The 17,996-nt window shown below is 43.6% G+C and carries 17 protein-coding genes; 4 read left to right on the top strand and 13 right to left on the bottom strand.

Features of this window, described 5'->3' with window-relative positions; all coding sequences use genetic code 11:
* Positions 1-46: 46 nt before the first annotated feature.
* The gene (locus tag MKX35_RS27435; RefSeq protein WP_076284031.1) at positions 47-1,666 is read right to left on the bottom strand and encodes an ABC transporter permease subunit; all 1,620 of its coding nucleotides are present in this window, start codon (positions 1,664-1,666) and stop codon (positions 47-49) included.
* Positions 1,659-2,411, bottom strand: a complete 753-nt coding sequence (locus MKX35_RS27430; RefSeq protein WP_042124736.1) for an ABC transporter ATP-binding protein — start codon at positions 2,409-2,411, stop codon at positions 1,659-1,661. The genes MKX35_RS27435 and MKX35_RS27430 overlap by 8 nt, the downstream gene beginning before the upstream one ends.
* 197 nt (positions 2,412-2,608) lie before the next feature.
* Here MKX35_RS27430 and MKX35_RS27425 point away from each other — a divergent pair, with 197 nt between their 5' ends.
* The gene (locus MKX35_RS27425) at positions 2,609-3,382 is read left to right on the top strand and encodes a DeoR/GlpR family DNA-binding transcription regulator (protein ID WP_341044494.1); all 774 of its coding nucleotides are present in this window, start codon (positions 2,609-2,611) and stop codon (positions 3,380-3,382) included.
* Between the two features lie 375 nt (positions 3,383-3,757).
* Positions 3,758-5,020, top strand: coding sequence for a methyl-accepting chemotaxis protein (locus MKX35_RS27420; RefSeq protein WP_341044493.1), 1,263 nt, complete (start codon positions 3,758-3,760; stop codon positions 5,018-5,020).
* Between the two features lie 92 nt (positions 5,021-5,112).
* Here MKX35_RS27420 and MKX35_RS27415 read toward each other — a convergent pair whose 3' ends face one another.
* From MKX35_RS27415 to MKX35_RS27365, 11 genes are all read right to left on the bottom strand, one after another.
* Complete coding sequence (locus MKX35_RS27415) at positions 5,113-7,341, bottom strand: Tex family protein (protein ID WP_076298384.1); 2,229 nt, start codon at positions 7,339-7,341, stop codon at positions 5,113-5,115.
* Between the two features lie 118 nt (positions 7,342-7,459).
* Positions 7,460-8,659 (bottom strand): MFS transporter, encoded by a 1,200-nt coding sequence (locus MKX35_RS27410; protein ID WP_076284029.1) that lies wholly within the window; start codon positions 8,657-8,659, stop codon positions 7,460-7,462.
* 171 nt (positions 8,660-8,830) lie between these two features.
* Entirely contained in the window at positions 8,831-9,439 is a 609-nt protein-coding gene (locus tag MKX35_RS27405; RefSeq protein WP_081382723.1) for a TetR/AcrR family transcriptional regulator, read from the bottom strand.
* A gap of 156 nt (positions 9,440-9,595) precedes the next feature.
* On the bottom strand, positions 9,596-9,946 hold the full coding sequence (locus tag MKX35_RS27400) for a type II toxin-antitoxin system PemK/MazF family toxin (RefSeq protein WP_042124727.1): 351 nt from the start codon (positions 9,944-9,946) through the stop codon (positions 9,596-9,598).
* Positions 9,947-9,949: 3 nt separating this feature from the next.
* Positions 9,950-10,231, bottom strand: a complete 282-nt coding sequence (locus tag MKX35_RS27395; protein WP_025698676.1) for a CopG family ribbon-helix-helix protein — start codon at positions 10,229-10,231, stop codon at positions 9,950-9,952.
* A gap of 214 nt (positions 10,232-10,445) precedes the next feature.
* On the bottom strand, positions 10,446-11,627 hold the full coding sequence (gene alr / locus MKX35_RS27390; protein ID WP_076284028.1) for an alanine racemase: 1,182 nt from the start codon (positions 11,625-11,627) through the stop codon (positions 10,446-10,448).
* Between the two features lie 216 nt (positions 11,628-11,843).
* Entirely contained in the window at positions 11,844-12,929 is a 1,086-nt protein-coding gene (locus MKX35_RS27385; RefSeq protein ID WP_076298385.1) for a LolA family protein, read from the bottom strand.
* A 234-nt stretch (positions 12,930-13,163) separates the two neighbouring features.
* On the bottom strand, positions 13,164-13,337 hold the full coding sequence (locus MKX35_RS27380) for an aspartyl-phosphate phosphatase Spo0E family protein (RefSeq protein WP_076298386.1): 174 nt from the start codon (positions 13,335-13,337) through the stop codon (positions 13,164-13,166).
* A 122-nt stretch (positions 13,338-13,459) separates the two neighbouring features.
* Positions 13,460-14,860: a helix-turn-helix domain-containing protein gene (locus tag MKX35_RS27375; protein ID WP_076298387.1), complete on the bottom strand. Its 1,401-nt coding sequence runs from the start codon at positions 14,858-14,860 to the stop codon at positions 13,460-13,462.
* Between the two features lie 256 nt (positions 14,861-15,116).
* On the bottom strand, positions 15,117-15,875 hold the full coding sequence (locus MKX35_RS27370; protein WP_076298388.1) for a DUF3600 domain-containing protein: 759 nt from the start codon (positions 15,873-15,875) through the stop codon (positions 15,117-15,119).
* Positions 15,862-16,449 carry a sigma-70 family RNA polymerase sigma factor gene (locus tag MKX35_RS27365; RefSeq protein ID WP_076298389.1) on the bottom strand — a complete coding sequence of 196 codons (588 nt, stop codon included), beginning with the start codon at positions 16,447-16,449 and terminating at the stop codon, positions 15,862-15,864. The genes MKX35_RS27370 and MKX35_RS27365 overlap by 14 nt, the downstream gene beginning before the upstream one ends.
* A gap of 329 nt (positions 16,450-16,778) precedes the next feature.
* Here MKX35_RS27365 and MKX35_RS27360 point away from each other — a divergent pair, with 329 nt between their 5' ends.
* Positions 16,779-17,198: a MarR family winged helix-turn-helix transcriptional regulator gene (locus MKX35_RS27360; protein WP_076298390.1), complete on the top strand. Its 420-nt coding sequence runs from the start codon at positions 16,779-16,781 to the stop codon at positions 17,196-17,198.
* A 137-nt stretch (positions 17,199-17,335) separates the two neighbouring features.
* Positions 17,336-17,983 carry a hypothetical protein gene (locus MKX35_RS27355; RefSeq protein ID WP_076284019.1) on the top strand — a complete coding sequence of 216 codons (648 nt, stop codon included), beginning with the start codon at positions 17,336-17,338 and terminating at the stop codon, positions 17,981-17,983.
* Positions 17,984-17,996: the final 13 nt, after the last annotated feature.

Genomic DNA, 17,996 nt, shown 5'->3' with positions numbered 1-17,996 from the left:
ATTTCTCCCTCACTTTAACTGTTTTTAGTTATATTAAAATCGTTAATTAACGAGAGTTTGATTGCCTTTTCTGAAGATAGTCACCTAGGAGCTTGATAATAAGGTTGGTGCAAAAGATCAGGATGGATAGGACAAACACCTCATTAAATTTGGCGAAATGCTGCAGCTCTTTTATTTTGCTGGCAACTACCGAGGTTTGGGCAGTCACTAGAAAAATAATTCCGCTAATGGTCACCATCGCATTGATAAAATAGTAGCTGACCATCTCGATCACCGTGGATGCAGAGTTCGGTAGAATAACCCGGCGGATCGTCTGCAACCAGCTGTCACCTAATAATTCAGCAGTGGTTTCCCATGATGGATTCATTTTCGCCAGAGAGTTCTTAGCCATCAAATAAGGAGTCGTAAAGTAATGAACAAGGGTGCAGAGCACAAGAATCGTAAAGGTTCCTTTGAGACTGCTGTTATTGAACAGAAGTAGATACGACAGACCAAGGACCATACCCGGTACCGTGTTCGTCACCATCGATAGGATGTCAAAAGTCGCTTTCCCTTTTATAGGCGTTCGCACATTGATGATAGCCGCAGCATAAGCCACGATCGTACCTACGATTGCCGTCAGTCCTGCTACGAGCAAGGAATTTTTATATACATTGATTAAATCGCTTGATTGAAAAACATCCACAAAATGCTTGAATGTAAACGTAAGATCATAAGGATAGCCATTCATCAGTGGTGCAACGAACATGACTGCAAATACAGCTAGTAGACCGATTAGAATCACGGATGAGATTAGTCCAAGAACCGAATCTCTGCCTTTATTCGGGATCATCTCGATTTCAGTCACCTTGTCATAATGGAAATTGAATTTTTCAAGATACGTTAACAGCACAACCCCGAACGCCGCCGGTATTAACATCAGTACAGCAATAACTGCCCCATTGTTGAAATCCGGTATAGCCCCAAGCATGACCTGATACAGCTGAGTAGCAACCACGTTATACGTCCCCCCCACCGATGCAGGGATCCCAAAATCCGTGAAGCTTAGGATAAAAGAAAGAACAAACGCCCCTCCCAAAGTGCCCCATAAAGGCCGAACGATCGTGTTCATGAAGCTTCGCAGCGTCCCATCCCCCATAAGCTTGGATACGACGATGAACTTTTTATCAATGTACTTGAACGAATTATGAATCAGCAGGAAAGCAGAAGGTAAGGTATAAATTACGTAGCCTATCAACAGACCATTAAATCCATAAATCTCGAATAAATTCCGTCCGAAGATTTTAGTAATCAGTCCCTGGTTGCCGAAAGAGTACATTATTGCAAACCCGTAAGTAATCGTAGGTAGCAGCATAGGAATCAGAATTCCAGTTCTAATGATGCTTTTTAACGGGCGATAGATTCTTGTACAGTGGATAGAATAGGCTAGGATAAAAGCTAGAACCGTTGTGATGAGTGCCGTAACACCGGAGACCTTCATACTATTTCCGATGGACTCTCGAATCTCTTGATCTGCCAGAATGGTGAGATAATTGGATACCGAATAACCTTGGCCTGTTTCAAACGAGCGGATAAATAAAACTGCCAGTGGCAAGATCAGGAAAACGATAAATAACAATACGATTGGGATAAAAATGATCCGCATTTCCGGTTTAGCTTTAGGCATAATGTTCACCGAAGAGGTTATAGATATTTTCCCGTTTCACTTGCAGTTGCCCCAGAATAAATTCTTTTACAAAATCATTGCTAGGTTGTTGAATGATCTCTTGAGGTGTTCCGAATTGGGCAATATGACCTTGATTAATGATGAGAATTTTATCCGATAGGGTTAACGCTTCTTCAGGGTCATGGGTGACGATAATCGTCGTAAGCTTATATTCTCTGGCGATGGATTTAATCCGAGCTTTAATAGATTCCTTGATGATTCCATCCAGTGCGCTTAGAGGTTCATCGAGCAGTAATAATTTGGGCTTCATTACGAGCGTTCTTGCCAAAGCCACCCTTTGCTTCTGCCCACCCGATAGAGCGCCGATCTTCTTCGTTAAATGCGGCTTTAATTCCAGAAACTCGATATACTCCTGAACCTCATGCTCCGACGTTAATCCCTTTTTATTTTTCAGACCATAAACGATATTTTCGTAAGCATTAAGGTTGGGGAAGAGCGCATAATCCTGGAACACTATATTAAATCCGCGTTTCTTCATGGGTACATTGCTTAAATCTTGATCATTAAAAATGATTTGCCCCTGCTCCATCTTAGCCAATCCCAAGATAATGTTTAGCAAGGTGGTTTTGCCACTCCCGCTGGGGCCGAGTAAGGAGACAATTTCCCCTGCTTGGATGTCTAGACTAATATCCTCTAGAACAACCTTGTTATCGTAATGCTTGCTTATGTTTTGTAATTTAAGCAAAGGTTCCACCTCCTCAAGTACAACCTCAGTATAAAAAGGTTTTGTTTTTGAGGATAAACAATTACGTAAAATGTATGTAAATTATAAATAAGTTGTGAGTATATTATAAGTATATCATGACTAACTTAGAAAGGAGTAGTTGCTACCCTATATTAATCCCTTTATACTTCAACTATCGAAAGCGATATAAACTTTGAATGGGTGATTACATGTTTCCACTGGAAAGACAAAAGAAAATCATAGAAATCTTAATGTTCAAAAAGGTTCAGAAGCTGCCGGAGCTAGCAGAAGAGCTTAATATTTCTATCGATACCCTTCGCAGAGATATCAACCTGCTGGACAAGCAAGGGAAGATCAAGAAGATTTATGGTGGAATTAAACTGGTGGAATCGGAGTTTGCTGAATCTCCAATGGATGCGCGGATGGTCGGTCACTTAGAGGAAAAGAAAATGATCGCCCAAAAGTGCAGCGAATATATCAACGATGGGGATTGCATCTATCTGGACAGCGGCTCTACCACCTATCAGATCGCCAAATATATCAAGAATAAAAAGAATCTCACGGTCATTACGAACTCCATTCCTGTGGTAAACGAGCTGATGAACAGTGCGGTTGAGCTTATTATCATTGGCGGAAAGGTCCGACTAAATGAGCAGTCTGTCATTGCATATGATTATCTATTTAATTTCAGTGAATTAAATATCCTTAAGGCTTTTATTTGCGCAAGCGGCATTACCCTTGAAAAAGGCATCTCCGACTATAACCTGGAGGAAGCCCAAACGCGCAAAAAAATTATCGATCTCTCCAAAGAAGTTTATGTTGCTGCTGACCATACTAAATTCGGGAAAGATGTGACCATCGGCATCGCCTCACTCGATAAAATTGGGTACATTATTACCGACCGTAATATAGATCGAAGCTTCCTCCAGAAGTTTAAAACCAAACGCACGAGCTTGATTGTTGCGGAATAATATTACAAAAGAAACCTCTCTCGGATCTGAATGGTTGTGTGGTACTTCCATTTTACCTAAGGGAGGTTTTTTTCGTGTTTTTTTAAGGATCGCAGACACTTACCTTAACATCATAGACATCATTTCGTGAATCTCTTAAACTTAAAAATCAGAAGTACTATTACATTATGGAGTGTGAATATGCCCTTGAATCATATGTCTGAATTACACCAGAGAAACAAATTAATTATTTACTTGTTTTGGGGCTGTTTGTTGTTCGGTTCAATTTCGCTTTACAGATTTCCACAAACAATCATGGCGATTATATCAGCAGCGGTCCCCCTTGGATTATTGTGTACGGTACTAATTTGGAAACGTGTGGCTACACCCTATATTATGTACATAACAGCTATTGGCTTTAATATCATTACATACTTCTACATCGATGCAGGGGCAAACATCATTAGTACGTTAATTCTATACTGGGGTCTAGGCATCGTATCCCTCTATCACAACTATCGCCCATTGCTCCTTAATGGAGTGATAGCTTGCATCTTACTCAACTATTTTCTGATGACCAAACCCGCTTTCGAATCCGTTGATGCCTTAAGTGTTAACGTTTTTCTCATCATGATGATACTGGTTCTGATCTATCAGAGTCAGATTGGTGCGAAAATGTTCAAAAATATGTCTAAGAGCAGCAACGAAGCTGAACATGCCAGAGCGGAAATGGAGACCTTCCTTACAGGTGTTACTGAATCCGTAGGAGTTCTGAGTCAATCTAGTAACCTAATGCATAACAACGTACTGACAACAGATCGAATTTCCAAAGAAGTCGTAACCGCCTTCCAAGAGATAGCTAGTGGAGTAGAATCACAAGCACAGAGTGTTAGCGATATCTCAAATGCTATGCAGCAGTTAAACGAATCAGCTATGCAGGCAAATGCTGCCTCCGTGTCCATGAGCAATAGAAGCCGTGAAACGGATCAAATTACGCAAGAGGGGCAAGATGAAATCATTCGCTTAACTGAAACTATGTCTGAAGTTACGGATATCGTAACGAGTACCGCTGGCTTGATGACACAAATGAATGAAGAAAATCAGAAGATTGAATCGATTGTTTCCAGCATCGTAGGAATTGCTGAGCAGACGAATCTTTTGTCGCTAAATGCTTCCATTGAAGCCGCTCATGCGGGGGAACACGGCAAAGGTTTCGCAGTCGTATCCAATGAAATCCGAAAATTGGCACAGAGCTCCCACAATGCATCCGCGGACATTGCCCGGATTCTCAGAAGCATTCAAAATAATATTGCGCAGGTTGGCGATATGGTTTCTAACGGGTTGCTAGTTGTAGAATCAGGGAAAAATTCCACTGATGATATCGCTCGATTATTCGAGGGCATTCGAAATAATACACACCAGGTGCTTGAACAAGCCGAAGACCTGAAGGATAGGAGCGATCATATCCGGCATGCATCCACCCTTGTACTCGGCGAAGTTAATTCAGTGGCTGCAATTACCGAAGAGAATACCGCAGCTATTGAACAAGTCCTCGCTAGCGCTGAGGTCCAGCAACAACATGTTTCTGAAACGGTGATTAGCATTAGCAATCTGAATGAGTTAGCTATTAAGTTAGACAATTTAACGAGATCTTCATAGATACAGCTGTTTGTTTCAATACCATTCAGTCAAAAGAAAAAGCCATCTACTCCTCACGAAGTAGATGGCTTTATTTGTTCATTTAGTTCACTTTAGCTAAGACTTCCTGCCTCAACACGCGGCGGACGCATGGTCAGGCTGACCCGGCCCTTCTTCAGGTCAACACCCATCACCCAGACGGTGACATTATCTCCTACGGAGACAACATCCATCGGGTGCTTCACAAAGCTGCCGCTGAGCTGGGATATATGCACCAGCCCATCGTTCTTGATCCCGATATCGACGAATGCGCCGAAATCGATCACGTTGCGGACGGTTCCCTGCATTTCCATGCCGGGAACCAGATCCTCGATCTTCAGCACGTCGGTACGGAAGATCGGCAACGGCAGCTCCTCGCGCGGATCACGGCCCGGACGCTGCAAGCTCTCTAGGATATCGCGAAGCGTTGGCACGCCGACATCCAGCTTCACAGCCAGCTCCTCGGCATTTTGTGCCTCCAGCTGTGAAGCCACTTCTTTGCTGCCCAGCTTGTTTACATCTAGGCTCAGCTCACGGAACAACCGATCCACCACCGGATATGACTCCGGGTGAATAGGCGTGCGGTCCAAGGTGTTATCCCCTCCAGGAATCCGCAGGAAGCCGATACATTGCTCATAGGACTTCGCACCCAGACGAGGCACCTTTTGCAGCTGCTTCCGAGTCGTGAACTTACCGTTCTCTTCACGGAATTTAACGATATTCTTAGCAATCGTTCCATTAACGCCAGCTACGTAAGAGAGCAAGGCTGGAGATGCCGTATTCACATCAACACCCACATGGTTAACCGCCGATTCCACGACGGCCTTAAGACTCTCCTCCAGATGCTTCTGGGAGACGTCATGCTGATACTGTCCCACACCGATAGCTTTCGGATCGATCTTCACCAGCTCCGCCAGCGGGTCCTGCACACGGCGGGCGATAGAAGCCGCGCTGCGCTCTGCGACATCCAGATCCGGGAACTCCTCCTGCGCTAGCTTAGAAGCAGAATAGACACTCGCTCCTGCTTCATTAACGATCAGGTAGGCCAGCTCTGGATTACCAATTTCAGCAATCACTTCTGCAGTAAATTGCTCGGTCTCACGAGAGCCTGTACCATTTCCGATAACAATAAGCTGTATGCCATATTTAGCGATTAGTTCTTTAAACTTAGCAGCAGCTTCAACCTTCTTGTTGTTCGGTGGTGTTGGATAGGTCACAGCTACTTCAAGCAGCTTACCAGTATCGTCTACAACGGCCAGCTTACAGCCGGTACGGTAGGCAGGGTCAACACCCAGCACACAGCGTCCCTTAACCGGCGGCTGCAGCAGCAAGCTGCGTAGATTACCAGAGAAGATTGAGATCGCTTGATTCTCGCCCCGCTCGGTCATCTCCCCACGAACCTCACGCTCCACAGAAGGAGCTATCAGACGCTTGTAGGCATCCTCAGTCACTGCCTCCAGCAGTTCCTTCACTGGGGATGGGCCTTTAATGATTTTCCGCGCAATGTAAGCATGAATTTTGTCAGTGACAACCTCAATGCCTACCTTTAGTATATTCTCCCGCTCACCGCGATTAATGGCGAGAATTCGGTGAGGTGGCATTTTGTGTACAGGTTCACGGTAGCTATAGTAGTTCTCGTATACGGATTCCTGCTCTGCATCCTTAGCTTCAGACACAAGGATGCCCTGACTTGCCGTATATTGCCGAACCCAAGAGCGGATCGCAGGATCATCTGCAATGTTCTCGGCGATGATATCCAGTGCACCTTGAAGCGCTTGATCTGCGGTCTCCACTCCTTTTTCAGCATCTATATATTTCGTTGCCTCAGTTTGTGGGTCACCTTGTCTTTGCTGCTCCATAATCCAGTTTGCAAGCGGCTCTAAGCCTTTTTCCTTCGCAACACTAGCACGAGTCTTACGCTTCTGACGGAAAGGACGATACAAGTCCTCCACTTCCTGCAGCTTGACCGCATTTGTGATTTGTTCATGAAGTTCCTTGGTCAGCTTGCCCTGCTCTTCAATATTGCGGATAACGTCTTTCTTACGTTCGCCCAAATTGCGAAGATAAGCCAGGCGCTCTTCAATATCACGCAGCGCATTCTCGTCCAGCTCACCCGTCATTTCTTTCCGGTATCTGGCGATGAACGGAATCGTATTCCCCTCATCCAGCAGTCCAACCGTTGTACGCACCTGCTTCAGGCTAATGTTCAATTCCTTGGCAATCGCTACAGTAATCAATTCCTGCTCCCGCTGTGCGGCCGCCTCTTCCGTAATGACTCCCGTATTGCTGTTATCTATCGTCATTAGTATCCCTCTTCCCGTACACAATCTGCTTATACAATTCTTGTTCTCATAACTAAAATAGTATCACAGATCGGCTCTGTTCCAAAGTCCAGCCTAGAGAGGAGGCAGATTGGGTGGTTTACGCGCGTTGTCCCATTCCCCTTTTTCCAGAACTAAGTGACAACATAAAACATAATGCTAGAACAAACGCCGCTGCCACATATGGAAAGTTAATACTTAGATCAAAAAGATACCCTGCAACGATAGGCCCTGCGATATTTCCAAGACTCGTATAAGCAGAGTTCATTCCTGCTACGAAGCCTTGCTGCGTTTCCCCCGCCATTTTGGATAACTGGGTGCCTACCGCTGGTCGAAGAATATCCATAGCCAAGAATACGACAAAGGTAATCGCACAAATCGCCCAGAAGCCACTTACAAACAGCGTCAACAGAATAAACATTGCAGCAGTTATAAGGCAAGTGGAGATTACCTTATTCTCGCCGAATTTATTCAGAATCCAGCCAAACGCGGATACCTGCACCACAGCACCGGCGATTGAGCCAAAGGTAATCACAAAAGCAATATCTTTAGGGGTAAAGCCAAATTTATGGTCCACGAACAATCCGAATACCGTTTCATAGTTAGCCAATCCAAAAGCCATAACAAATACAATAATTAACCCAAAAAAGTAAGGTTCACGATAAGAACGCATCAATTGCGTGAAAAAGCTCTCCTGATTATTTTTAGATAGCTTCGCTTCCATCCGTTTCTCTACAGACAGAGACTCAGGCAAGATCAAAACTGTGATTAGAGCTGCGATCCCAGCCGCACCAGCCGCACAGAAAAAGGGTACCCGCATGCCAAGCTCAGCAAGATAACCGCCAATCCCTGGACCGATAATAAATCCGGTAGTAATGGCTGCGTTAATAAGCCCCATGCCTTTCGCTCTCTCTTCAAAAGAGGTCGTGTCCGCTACATAAGCCATAACTGCTGGCATAATTAACGCAGCGCCTACACCACCGAGCAGTCTTGAAACGAACAAGAGCCAGGACACATTCGCCAGACCAAAGAGCAGCTCTGAAAAAGCAAACACGATCAGACCCGCAACGATCACTTTTTTTCGGCCAATTCTGTCGGATAACCTGCCGGCGAATGGCGATACTAATAATTGGGCAAGGGAGAATGAAGCCACTAACAGCCCAACGGTACTTCCTGTGATCCCAAGTTCATTCATGTAAGTAGGCATGATAGGGACTACAAGTCCGATCCCTGTAAAAGCAAGAAAAATATTAAGCATAACTAGTAGCATAGCGCCCCTGTTTCTAAGTAGTAATGACATTGTGTTAACCTCCGTAGTTTCTAAAGCCAAGTCTTCAAATAGTTTCCCTGTAGAGACCGACCATCCGGTCTAAATTATAGCAAAAAAATAATCCTTCTAATCCGGTGCCTTTAAGAAGCTTCAGCCTTCTTGATTCCTGAATGTAAAGCTTCTTTCAAGCCCCATTATATCTTATCCCGTATATATCCCTTGTAATAACAATCGTACTGATTCCCGGTAATATTTTTTGATATCATCCGGAGTCTTTTCAGGAATAGAACATTCAGCAGCTCTTCCGATTCCTTCGAGCATACCATTTACAATAATCACATAATCCTCTAAGTCACCCTTAATAAAATACCCCGTGTCCATGCCTTCCTTCAGAAGATCACGACACGCATGCGAGGCAGCCTCATATAAATGAGCAAGCCGCTTAGTGATATCCTCCGGATGAGCTCTGCTTCTTGAGAATTCCTCAAGCGCCCGAATCAACGGATTCTGAAAATCATTTGCATAGTGCTCGGCTAAAGCATATAAACGCTCCTGAACACCAACAATTTCATTCTTCTTATCTTCCCACGCCTGTAACCACTGCGCGGTATCCTCTTCTACCACATATAGAAAAAGTTCATCCTTGCTCGGAAAATGATGATATAAGCTGCCCTTACTAACATTCGAGGCTACGCAAACTTCATTCATGGTTACAGCTGCATACCCCTTTTGAACAAAGAGCTGTGTGGCTTTAAGTACAATTCGTTTCTTTGTTTCTTCTCCGTCTGAACGTCCTCTGATTCTAAGCACCTCCTAAACCGACCGTACGGTCTAATACTATCAGATCATTTTGTAAAAGTGAACCCCTAATCCTTTTTTACCATGAGTTCGTAAAAATGCACATCAAAAGACGCCCGGATTCGTACCCGAGCGCCTATCTCATGGATTATCTATAACCCTGGGTGATTAAAAATCAATCAGTCCGAGGCTGATTTGCAGCGAATCATCCACCTTCTTCATAGTCTCATCATCAAGGTGGGTGATCTTGTCAGTTAAGCGTTGTTTGTCAATCGTCCTAACCTGCTCCAGCAGTATAACAGAGTCTCTGTCAAAGCCATGAGCTGCTGCGTCAATTTCCACATGCGTAGGTAATTTAGCCTTCTGGATTTGGGCCGTGATTGCGGCCACAATTACCGTCGGGCTAAAGCGATTGCCAATATCATTCTGGATTACCAGTACTGGCCTTACTCCGCCTTGCTCAGAACCTACAACCGGCGAAAGATCAGCAAAAAAAACATCGCCACGTTTAACGATCAATGTCTACACCCCGCTTACTAAGCGGCCAAGAGTGCTGTCTGCATCTTCCTCCGCGAGGAACGCCTCGCATGCCATGGTCAAGTTGATCTTAGCCATTTCCATGTAGCCGCGCTGCATGGACTCCCGGATAGAACGTTTCCTCCGTTCGCTCAAATACAGCTTCATGGCCTGCCTAATCAATTCACTCCGGTTGGAATTCTCCAATTGAACAATTCCGTCCACTTCCTGCAAGAGATGATCGGGCAAGCTGATCATGATTCTTTTGGTGTTCTGCAAATTGGCCACCTTCTCTTCCACCCCCACAAACCTTCTGCCCTTGTGTTCCAGTGTTGCAATATACAAGGAATTTTATACAAGGAATATATGCCGCCAGTATATCAAGTATGCTGCATCCCATTATAAACTAGAAATGGCGGTTCGTATAGGCTTTTAGTCATATCTCCTAAAACGATACAATTCCTTCTATTTTCTCCCTTGAATAACATTACTGTCAAGAACTTTAAGATTGTAACAGAGCATTTACTAATTTAGGAAGTGTGCCTTCACGGATATAAACGCGCGGCACCCGATGAGCCAGCATGCAAATTACCTCGTAGTGAATCGTTCCAAGATGGAGAGCCAACTCGTCTGCCGTGACCATCACGTCAGCTTGACGGCCGATGAGTACAACTTCTTCGCCTGCTTTAATTTGTTCCGCTTCTTCAGCGAAAGATTTGAGTGATACCATACACTGATCCATGCAGATTGTTCCGACGACAGGAACGCGGCGTCCACGTATTAACACCTCCGCTTTGCCAGTTAGCATGCGGGAATATCCATCTGCGTACCCCACAGGTAACGTTGCGATAATCTCCTCGCTGTCTGTGAAGTACCGAGTGCCGTAGCTGACGCCCCAATGAGAAGGCAGGCTCTTCACATATACAACCTGCGTCTTCAGCGTCATTACCGGATGTAGTTCTACCAGCTGACGGTTTACCTCAGTTGAGGGATAAAATCCGTACAAGCTGATGCCTACCCGCACCATGTTGCTGGATAAATAAGGTGAATCAATGGCCGTAGCGCTATTGCCCGTATGTATGATCGGGATCTGAATGTTCTGCTCCCGCAGCGTTTCCGCCACGCTCATGAACCGTCGATGCTGTTCCAGTGTATAGCTTTTGTCTAGTTCGTCTGCCTTGGCAAAATGGGTAAACATACCCTCCAGCTCCGCCTGCGCAACAGACTGCACTTCAGAGATAAATGCGGGTGCGTCATCTGGTAAAAGACCCAGTCGCCCCATCCCGCTATCAATCTTGATATGCACCTTCAGCCGATGTTCCGGATCTATAGGAAGCTGTCTAACAGCCTCTAATACTTCCGGTGTGAACAGTGTTACAGTTACATGGTTCTCCCAGGCAATGGCTATTCCTTCAGGAGAAGTGTAGCCAAGCACCAGTATAGGAATCAGTATTCCCGCCTGACGCAGCTCCAATGCTTCATCCAAAAAAGCCACACTAACATAATCTGCTCCGAGTCTTTCCAGTTCCCGTGTCACTTCCACTGCTCCATGGCCGTACGCATTTCCTTTGACGCATCCCATAAACTTTGTCTCTGCCGGCAAGTAGCGGCGAAAGGCTTCGTAATTGGCACGCAATTCATCCAGATTAATTTCGGCTACTGTCGGTCGATAGCTTGCTTGCACTTCAAAGTCACCTTCTTACGTTGTAGTAAAACGTCATAGCTGTAATGATCATTGTCTTAGTACTCATGGTAATGCTACGGAAGGTGGCTGTCAATGTGAGCTCAGTTATCTTTTCGATTCAGTTCAAAGCGGCTGGAGCGCTGGCAAATATAGAAAGGCGGATACTACGTTGTAGAGGAAAGAATCCCACAAAACGCAGTATCCGCCTACTTTATATTATTTACCCGATTGTGCCTCCATAGAAGCGGCAATTTGCATCATTTCGTTAACAGGAAGATTAGCACTTGTAATTCGATACTCTATACCCTCAGACATCCAAGTCAAAGTCTGCTGCTCATCACCACTCAGAAGTCCTGCGGTAAAACCAAGATCTATCAGCGTTCCAGGAGCCAATGCTACTGCACGGTCCAATGGACGGGCTTCCATAATGGTGTATTGATAAACCCCATCATACCGGATGAGAACAGCATGATCCTTGTTCCCCTCCATTTTATGGGAGTCCTTCAACTCGACACCTGCCGGAACGTACCCCGGTTCGATAATACCAAAGTCACCCAGCTCAGCAGCGACAGGTTGCCCCTCTTGCTCCTGACCCTCAGGAACTACAACCTGATTTCCATTTTCGTCAACCTGAGCTACTGTACTTTCTGAAGCAGCACCTGTAGTCATATTCTTTTGCATATCAAAGGAATCCTTAGTGAAATCTGTATCGAATTTAAAGGTGTCAAACTTCACGTCTACAACTACCTTGGCTTCAGAATCAGAGACTTGAACCTGTTTAGGCTCATAAGTCTTTTTATCCAGCCAAATCTTCTGCCGCACAAGGGCATTGCTCTGATAATTCGCAGCTACCTCAAACACATAGTTATCTCCATCTTCCACAAATTGACGATTGTTATCTGAGACGATGCCCCGAACTAGTGTCTGATACAAATAAACCTGACCTTGATTGTCCGGCCAATCACTCTGGAAGCGGAAGCTCTTATTCATACTTGGTGTAAGTACGAACACTCCCTCATCATTACGAAGCACGATCTGCGTAATATCCTTCTGTACATTCGCCAAGCTGATCCGGTAATAAGAAGGGTTCTTGTACCATACCTCTACCTTATACTCCTGCGGCTGCTCGCCGGTGAATAGGGTCATAATGCCTGAAGCTTGGTACGTTCCCTGCTTACTCTCCAACTTGTCGGCCACATTGTTCAAATCCTTGACCACGGAAGCGGCATCCTTCTTCCCGCACCCCGTCATCACCAGGGCCACGCTCATAATGATCGCGAGTACCCATATTGTCCGGCGCATGACATCATCCCCTTAACCTGTTTTGAATGCATTGATTAGTACATGTCTATGAGGGACTTGGCCGCAATATGCAGACGGGCATGACAAGCTGGGAGTTAGATTTATTTTTTAGGAACATACAAACAAAAAAAGCCCACGCATAGCGCTGGCTTTATGTTTTATACAGAAATGTAATAACATTATGTAGGTCTTATCTTTTGAATAGAGAGAAAATTATACGATCAGTTTCTTGTTTCAACTCTCATTATCACTATGTATTGCTTTATTGTACTGATTGATTAATTCATCCAACCTCATCGACTGTCTGATCACATTTGGATGTAACAATCCACCGTATTCCCTTTCCATTAAATAAAGTTTGGCTCTAGCACCCTCTATTCTCTTTTGGAGAATTTCTGGATTATTCATTACACTACCTCCTCAAATTAATATACTAGAGGTATATGTCAAATTCTATATTTTACAAATAAGTGCAGTACTATAAAGAAATGATTCTAATAAATACTAGAAGGAAGGTAATAATTACGTTACTATGCACTGCTAACAACAAAGCCATTTTTCTTTTCGTTGATTCGCTGCACCTTACTAATTAGGTTTCGGTATTCTTTTTGCGTTTCTAAAGATACCGTATGACGAAGCTCTTCGAACATTCCAACACATTTTATAATACATGATTCGCTATTTATTTTTACTGAATATTCTAAACTTTCCATTATATACTTTATACTAATCTCATATTTATTTCTTCTTATATAATAAAACGCTATCTCAGCCATCAAGTTGGTATATCTATCTTCGAAGATTTGTTGATTATAGGATCTAATGTCTAGCTGATGACGATCTCTACAATCTGATATTTTTCCCTCAAACTGCAGAAGAATATCATCCACGTTAAATTGGTAATAATTAGCTGCTTGAAGGATTTTGAACAGACCTGAGAGGATCTCTTCCTCTCTTTGTTCAAGATATGCCACATATTCCGGCAGCACCGTTATATCCCCTTTTAAAATTCGCAGCAAGTTAATATTAGCCCGTGCCCACTCCATACATTGATTCATAAGCTGCAAAGCTTCTTCCGTGTCTTCCCGAATCCAGTTCATATCCATGTACATGTTAACATAATGTAAAGCCCTATCATAATCTCCTAGCTCTCTATAAACTACTGAACGTAACATGTAAGAGTATTGAATATATGAGAATAGTGGTATTTCAGGTTCCTTTTGAAGCCTGCTTTTTCTGGCACGGTCGTATTTAGCATGATATTGAATTGTTGCTTTATTCCCCATTTCCTTAGCCATTGCCATTACCTTGTCCCAATGTCGTAAAGCACTATATGTATTCGCCAAATCTTTCAGCGCATCAAGCTGGTCCACCTCATCAAGCCGGTTAACAAATCCTTCAAATTGCACAGCTGCTCGCAAATTGGCATCCCGATCTTCACCCAAAGCGATCGTGAATAGCCTGTATTGGCAAAGGGCCAGCCGCTCTGAATGTTGATACTTCTCACTCTCAGCCACACTCTGATATAACATCGCTGCTGCTTTGTGCTTCCCTAGCGTAAAAAAATCTTCTGCAGTATCAAATAACGAAGGCGTATAAGATAAGCTATCCATCATGATCCCAACTACCCGTGCAATACATTCCAGCTTATCCAGCTCTGCACAGCGATATAGAAATGGCCGAAGACGTCTCCAATTCGGATTGGAGTGAACAAAACACTCATCCACATACAAATCATAGTAGCAGCCTTCTTCTAATCCCATACCTTCTGTAATCCGATCTAATTGTTGCATGGCTATCGGGCGATTCCCATTGATGATATTACTGATCGTGCCTGAATTTACCTTAGACACCTCTGCGAACTGATTGATCGTTATCCCCTGCTTCTTGAGATAGTCTGCCAGTTCTGCACGAATGGTCATCTGCTTCATGATCAAAGCCACCTTCCGCCAACATAATTCATAGATAAGCAAATAGCATTTTAATAAATATATGTCTAATTATTCCAGTGGTCAAATACTTTTTTTCTATTCCTTTTCATTATGCAATTATTCGGTGATCAATGTATAGACTTTAGATTAGTAAAAGATAAAAACCACCAGAATACAAGGTGTAATAAACCTTTTCTGATGGTTTTTCTTATGATATTACTATCAATAGTTATTCAATACATGCATTTAAATTCAACTAAGAGCTAGGTTTAATCATCATATCCAGCTTTTTAATATAAGGGTCTAGCGTTTCAATTAACTTCTCTTGGTTTTGAATCTCTTCTTTCGAAAGCCGATCCATATGAACACTGCCATCTGCATCAAATACCTTAGCATCATAGCTTTGTAAATCTACGATTAATCGTTCGATCTCATCAAACTCTTTTTTAGTAAGCCTCTGTTCAGCTTTTTCAAGCAATCCATTCCAGAAAGCATCACGATCTACGGATTGCACTGATTTCTTTGATGTTTTCGCTTCATTTATTTGTTCGAAATAAGGTTCAAGCTTAGCCTGTAACTCTTTATATGCCTTCTGGTCCTTCGCACCTAACTGTTCTAGGTGAAAGACGCCTTCAGCATCGGCCATTTGTAGATTATAAGCTCCCAATTCCTCTAGTAAGGACATCAGCTTTGTGAATTCCTCTTCGTCAAAGCTTTGCTTCGCGTTTTGCAGTTTGGCTTCAAGCCTGTCATATTGTTGCTGGGTTACTCCTATCGTAGCAGCAGTTGCTGGGGATCCATACATATTGTCTGCCAAATAATGATATCCGGCATAAGCTCCAGTAGGAATTAATAGTGCAGCCGCCATAATACTTGCCACGAGCCATTTCTTCATACGTCTTCCCCCTTGTTTGGCTACGGCCCTATTTAATATTTGCTCCTTCAGTTCCGGTGGGGCACTTATATTTCTCGCCTCTTCCTGCAGAACTGTCCGTAACTCTTCATTGAAATTCATGCAGGTCCTCCACCTTTCCCTTAAAAAGAGTATGATTGTCTGGCTTCTGACGAAGCTTCTGCAGTGCAGCGTGAATACGGGATTTCACGGTTCCGACCGGAATACCCAGTATCGCAGCACTTTCTTCCTGTGAATATTCGTTTAAATAATGCAGAATAATCACCTGCTTCAGCTTAAATGGAAGACGATCTACACTTGCTAGCAGGCGGCGGTTAGATAACCTGTCCACAACATCACTCGTGAAATCATGCTCCAGCATTAGATCTGTTTGTTCTACTTTTTTCACCATTCGGAGATGCGTCCATCTCTTTCTTCGATAGGCATGAATTTGCCGCATGACCACTCCCATCAGCCAAGGCTTAAAGGGGCGGTTTACGTCAAATTGTTCAAGAGAACGGTGCACCTGAATGTAAATCTCCTGAACGATATCATCCACATCGGAGGTTTCGCGAACGAGGAAATGAACGGTCTGATACACATCCCGGATCGTTGCTTCATATAGCTCACCATACGCTTCACGACTGCCGGCTAGCGTAAGCGCAATGAGCTGAGAATATTCATTTGGATGTTTCATCCCTCTCAATCCCTCCTTCGGTCTTACACTATATATTGGTAAATCAAAGAGATATCGTTCGATTTATTTTAACGAATTTAACCCAGCCTTTTGAGCTGCATCAGGTTCAAGTGGTTTGACCGCCGTTATGGACCAAGCACCACGCGCTCTGGCATCACTCAATCTCTCCTTTCCCGCAAAATTTACTTAGCTAAATAAATTCGCCTGTTAATACGCAATAATTCCAATTCTATTACAAGATACTAAAAAGAAAGAGAGAACCCCTTAACTTGACAAGCTTATTATAGCTTCTATATATTTTAGGAACTAAAGTACATTGGAGCGTGGCTATGAGCACAGAGCAAGATAAACAATATGCTATCCATAAGGTTATGGAATCTATGGCAAATGTGCAGCAGAAATCCCAGTTCTTCATTGATATGATCACCAAGCAGGAGACCCTGACTCACAATCAGATCCTACTGCTGTTCCAGCTCAGGCTTATAGGTAGCTTGAACATTACTGACATCTCCGAACGATTCATTATTACACCAGGAGCCGCTTCCTCGATGTGCGATAAGTTGGAAGATGCCGGTCTTATCGAACGTGTGCGGACGAAGGAGGATCGCAGAGTCGTCAATATTGTCCTTACAGAACAAGGGCATCAGCGGATTCTCCATATCTTTGAAGCCTTTCCTACCTCGGGTTTGGATAAAATCTCAGGAACCTTAGAACAAATAAATGTGCTAATGGATAAAATGATGAACTAAAAGCTTTTGGGTTATATATGCTGCCTGTCAGGAAACTGACGGCAGTTTTTTTATGTCCAAAATACTATATTGACTATATATTATAATAATTATATATTTTAATCATTAAAATATATTTCGAAAGGCGGCCCCTGTAAATGTCCAATGCTAATGATCTTTTTGAACGCCAGGAAATGATCGGTCCACCTCTGAAAGTAAGAGGTTCACTGACCCTCAAAGAAGATGTTCGTGCGGATACCATCGATGTTGTCGGCCATTTAAGTGCACAGAAGAATGTCACTACCGCTAAGTTAAAAGTATCTGGTGATTGTTCGATTGGAGGTCATTGTAGAGCCGAGCAGGTTATCAATCTGGGAGGTCTCCGTGTTCAACACATCCAGGCAGACAGACTGCAATCGTCTGGATACTTTTCTGCAGCACAAGATGCTGCACTCGAAACCTTCTATGCCGAAGGTGCTGTGAAGATCCATAGGTTAACTGCTGAATCATCCATTGAGCTACGTTTAGGAAACAGAAGCACAATCGATGTCATAAAATCTAGCGGTACCATTACTGTTAAGCCATCTTTGAAGCTAATGAATGCGCTAATCCCCTACTTCCGGAAGCTCACCTGCAAAACGATTGAAGGGACTAGCATCATGTTATATCGAACGACAGCAGATCTCGTCTGCGGTGAAGATATTGTCATCGGACCGGGTTGTTCTATTGGGGAGATCCGCTATAGCAAAAGTCTAACGGTAGACCCTAAATCACAAGTTACTCGGACCGTATTTTTAAATAAATAGCAAACGTAACAAC

The organism is Paenibacillus sp. FSL R5-0923, from assembly GCF_038009145.1.
GTDB lineage: Bacteria > Bacillota > Bacilli > Paenibacillales > Paenibacillaceae > Paenibacillus_AQ.
The sequence above is the reverse complement of the archived record's forward strand: the minus strand, read 5'-3'. Positions and strand labels throughout refer to the sequence as shown.

Bases quoted from the DNA above. Each gene is read 5' to 3' on its own strand.
- MKX35_RS27370 (WP_076298388.1), bottom strand. From the start codon at position 15,875: ATGAATTTCAATGAAGAGTTACGGACAGTTCTGCAGGAAGAGGCGAGA.
- MKX35_RS27365 (WP_076298389.1), bottom strand. From the start codon at position 16,449: ATGAAACATCCAAATGAATATTCTCAGCTCATTGCGCTTACGCTAGCC.
- MKX35_RS27415 (WP_076298384.1), bottom strand. From the start codon at position 7,341: ATGACGATAGATAACAGCAATACGGGAGTCATTACGGAAGAGGCGGCC.
- MKX35_RS27375 (WP_076298387.1), bottom strand. From the start codon at position 14,860: ATGAAGCAGATGACCATTCGTGCAGAACTGGCAGACTATCTCAAGAAG.
- MKX35_RS27410 (WP_076284029.1), bottom strand. From the start codon at position 8,659: ATGTCATTACTACTTAGAAACAGGGGCGCTATGCTACTAGTTATGCTT.
- MKX35_RS27355 (WP_076284019.1), top strand. From the start codon at position 17,336: ATGTCCAATGCTAATGATCTTTTTGAACGCCAGGAAATGATCGGTCCA.
- MKX35_RS27360 (WP_076298390.1), top strand. From the start codon at position 16,779: ATGAGCACAGAGCAAGATAAACAATATGCTATCCATAAGGTTATGGAA.
- MKX35_RS27380 (WP_076298386.1), bottom strand. From the start codon at position 13,337: ATGAATAATCCAGAAATTCTCCAAAAGAGAATAGAGGGTGCTAGAGCC.
- MKX35_RS27435 (WP_076284031.1), bottom strand. From the start codon at position 1,666: ATGCCTAAAGCTAAACCGGAAATGCGGATCATTTTTATCCCAATCGTA.
- MKX35_RS27385 (WP_076298385.1), bottom strand. From the start codon at position 12,929: ATGCGCCGGACAATATGGGTACTCGCGATCATTATGAGCGTGGCCCTG.
- MKX35_RS27420 (WP_341044493.1), top strand. From the start codon at position 3,758: ATGTACATAACAGCTATTGGCTTTAATATCATTACATACTTCTACATC.
- MKX35_RS27425 (WP_341044494.1), top strand. From the start codon at position 2,609: ATGGGTGATTACATGTTTCCACTGGAAAGACAAAAGAAAATCATAGAA.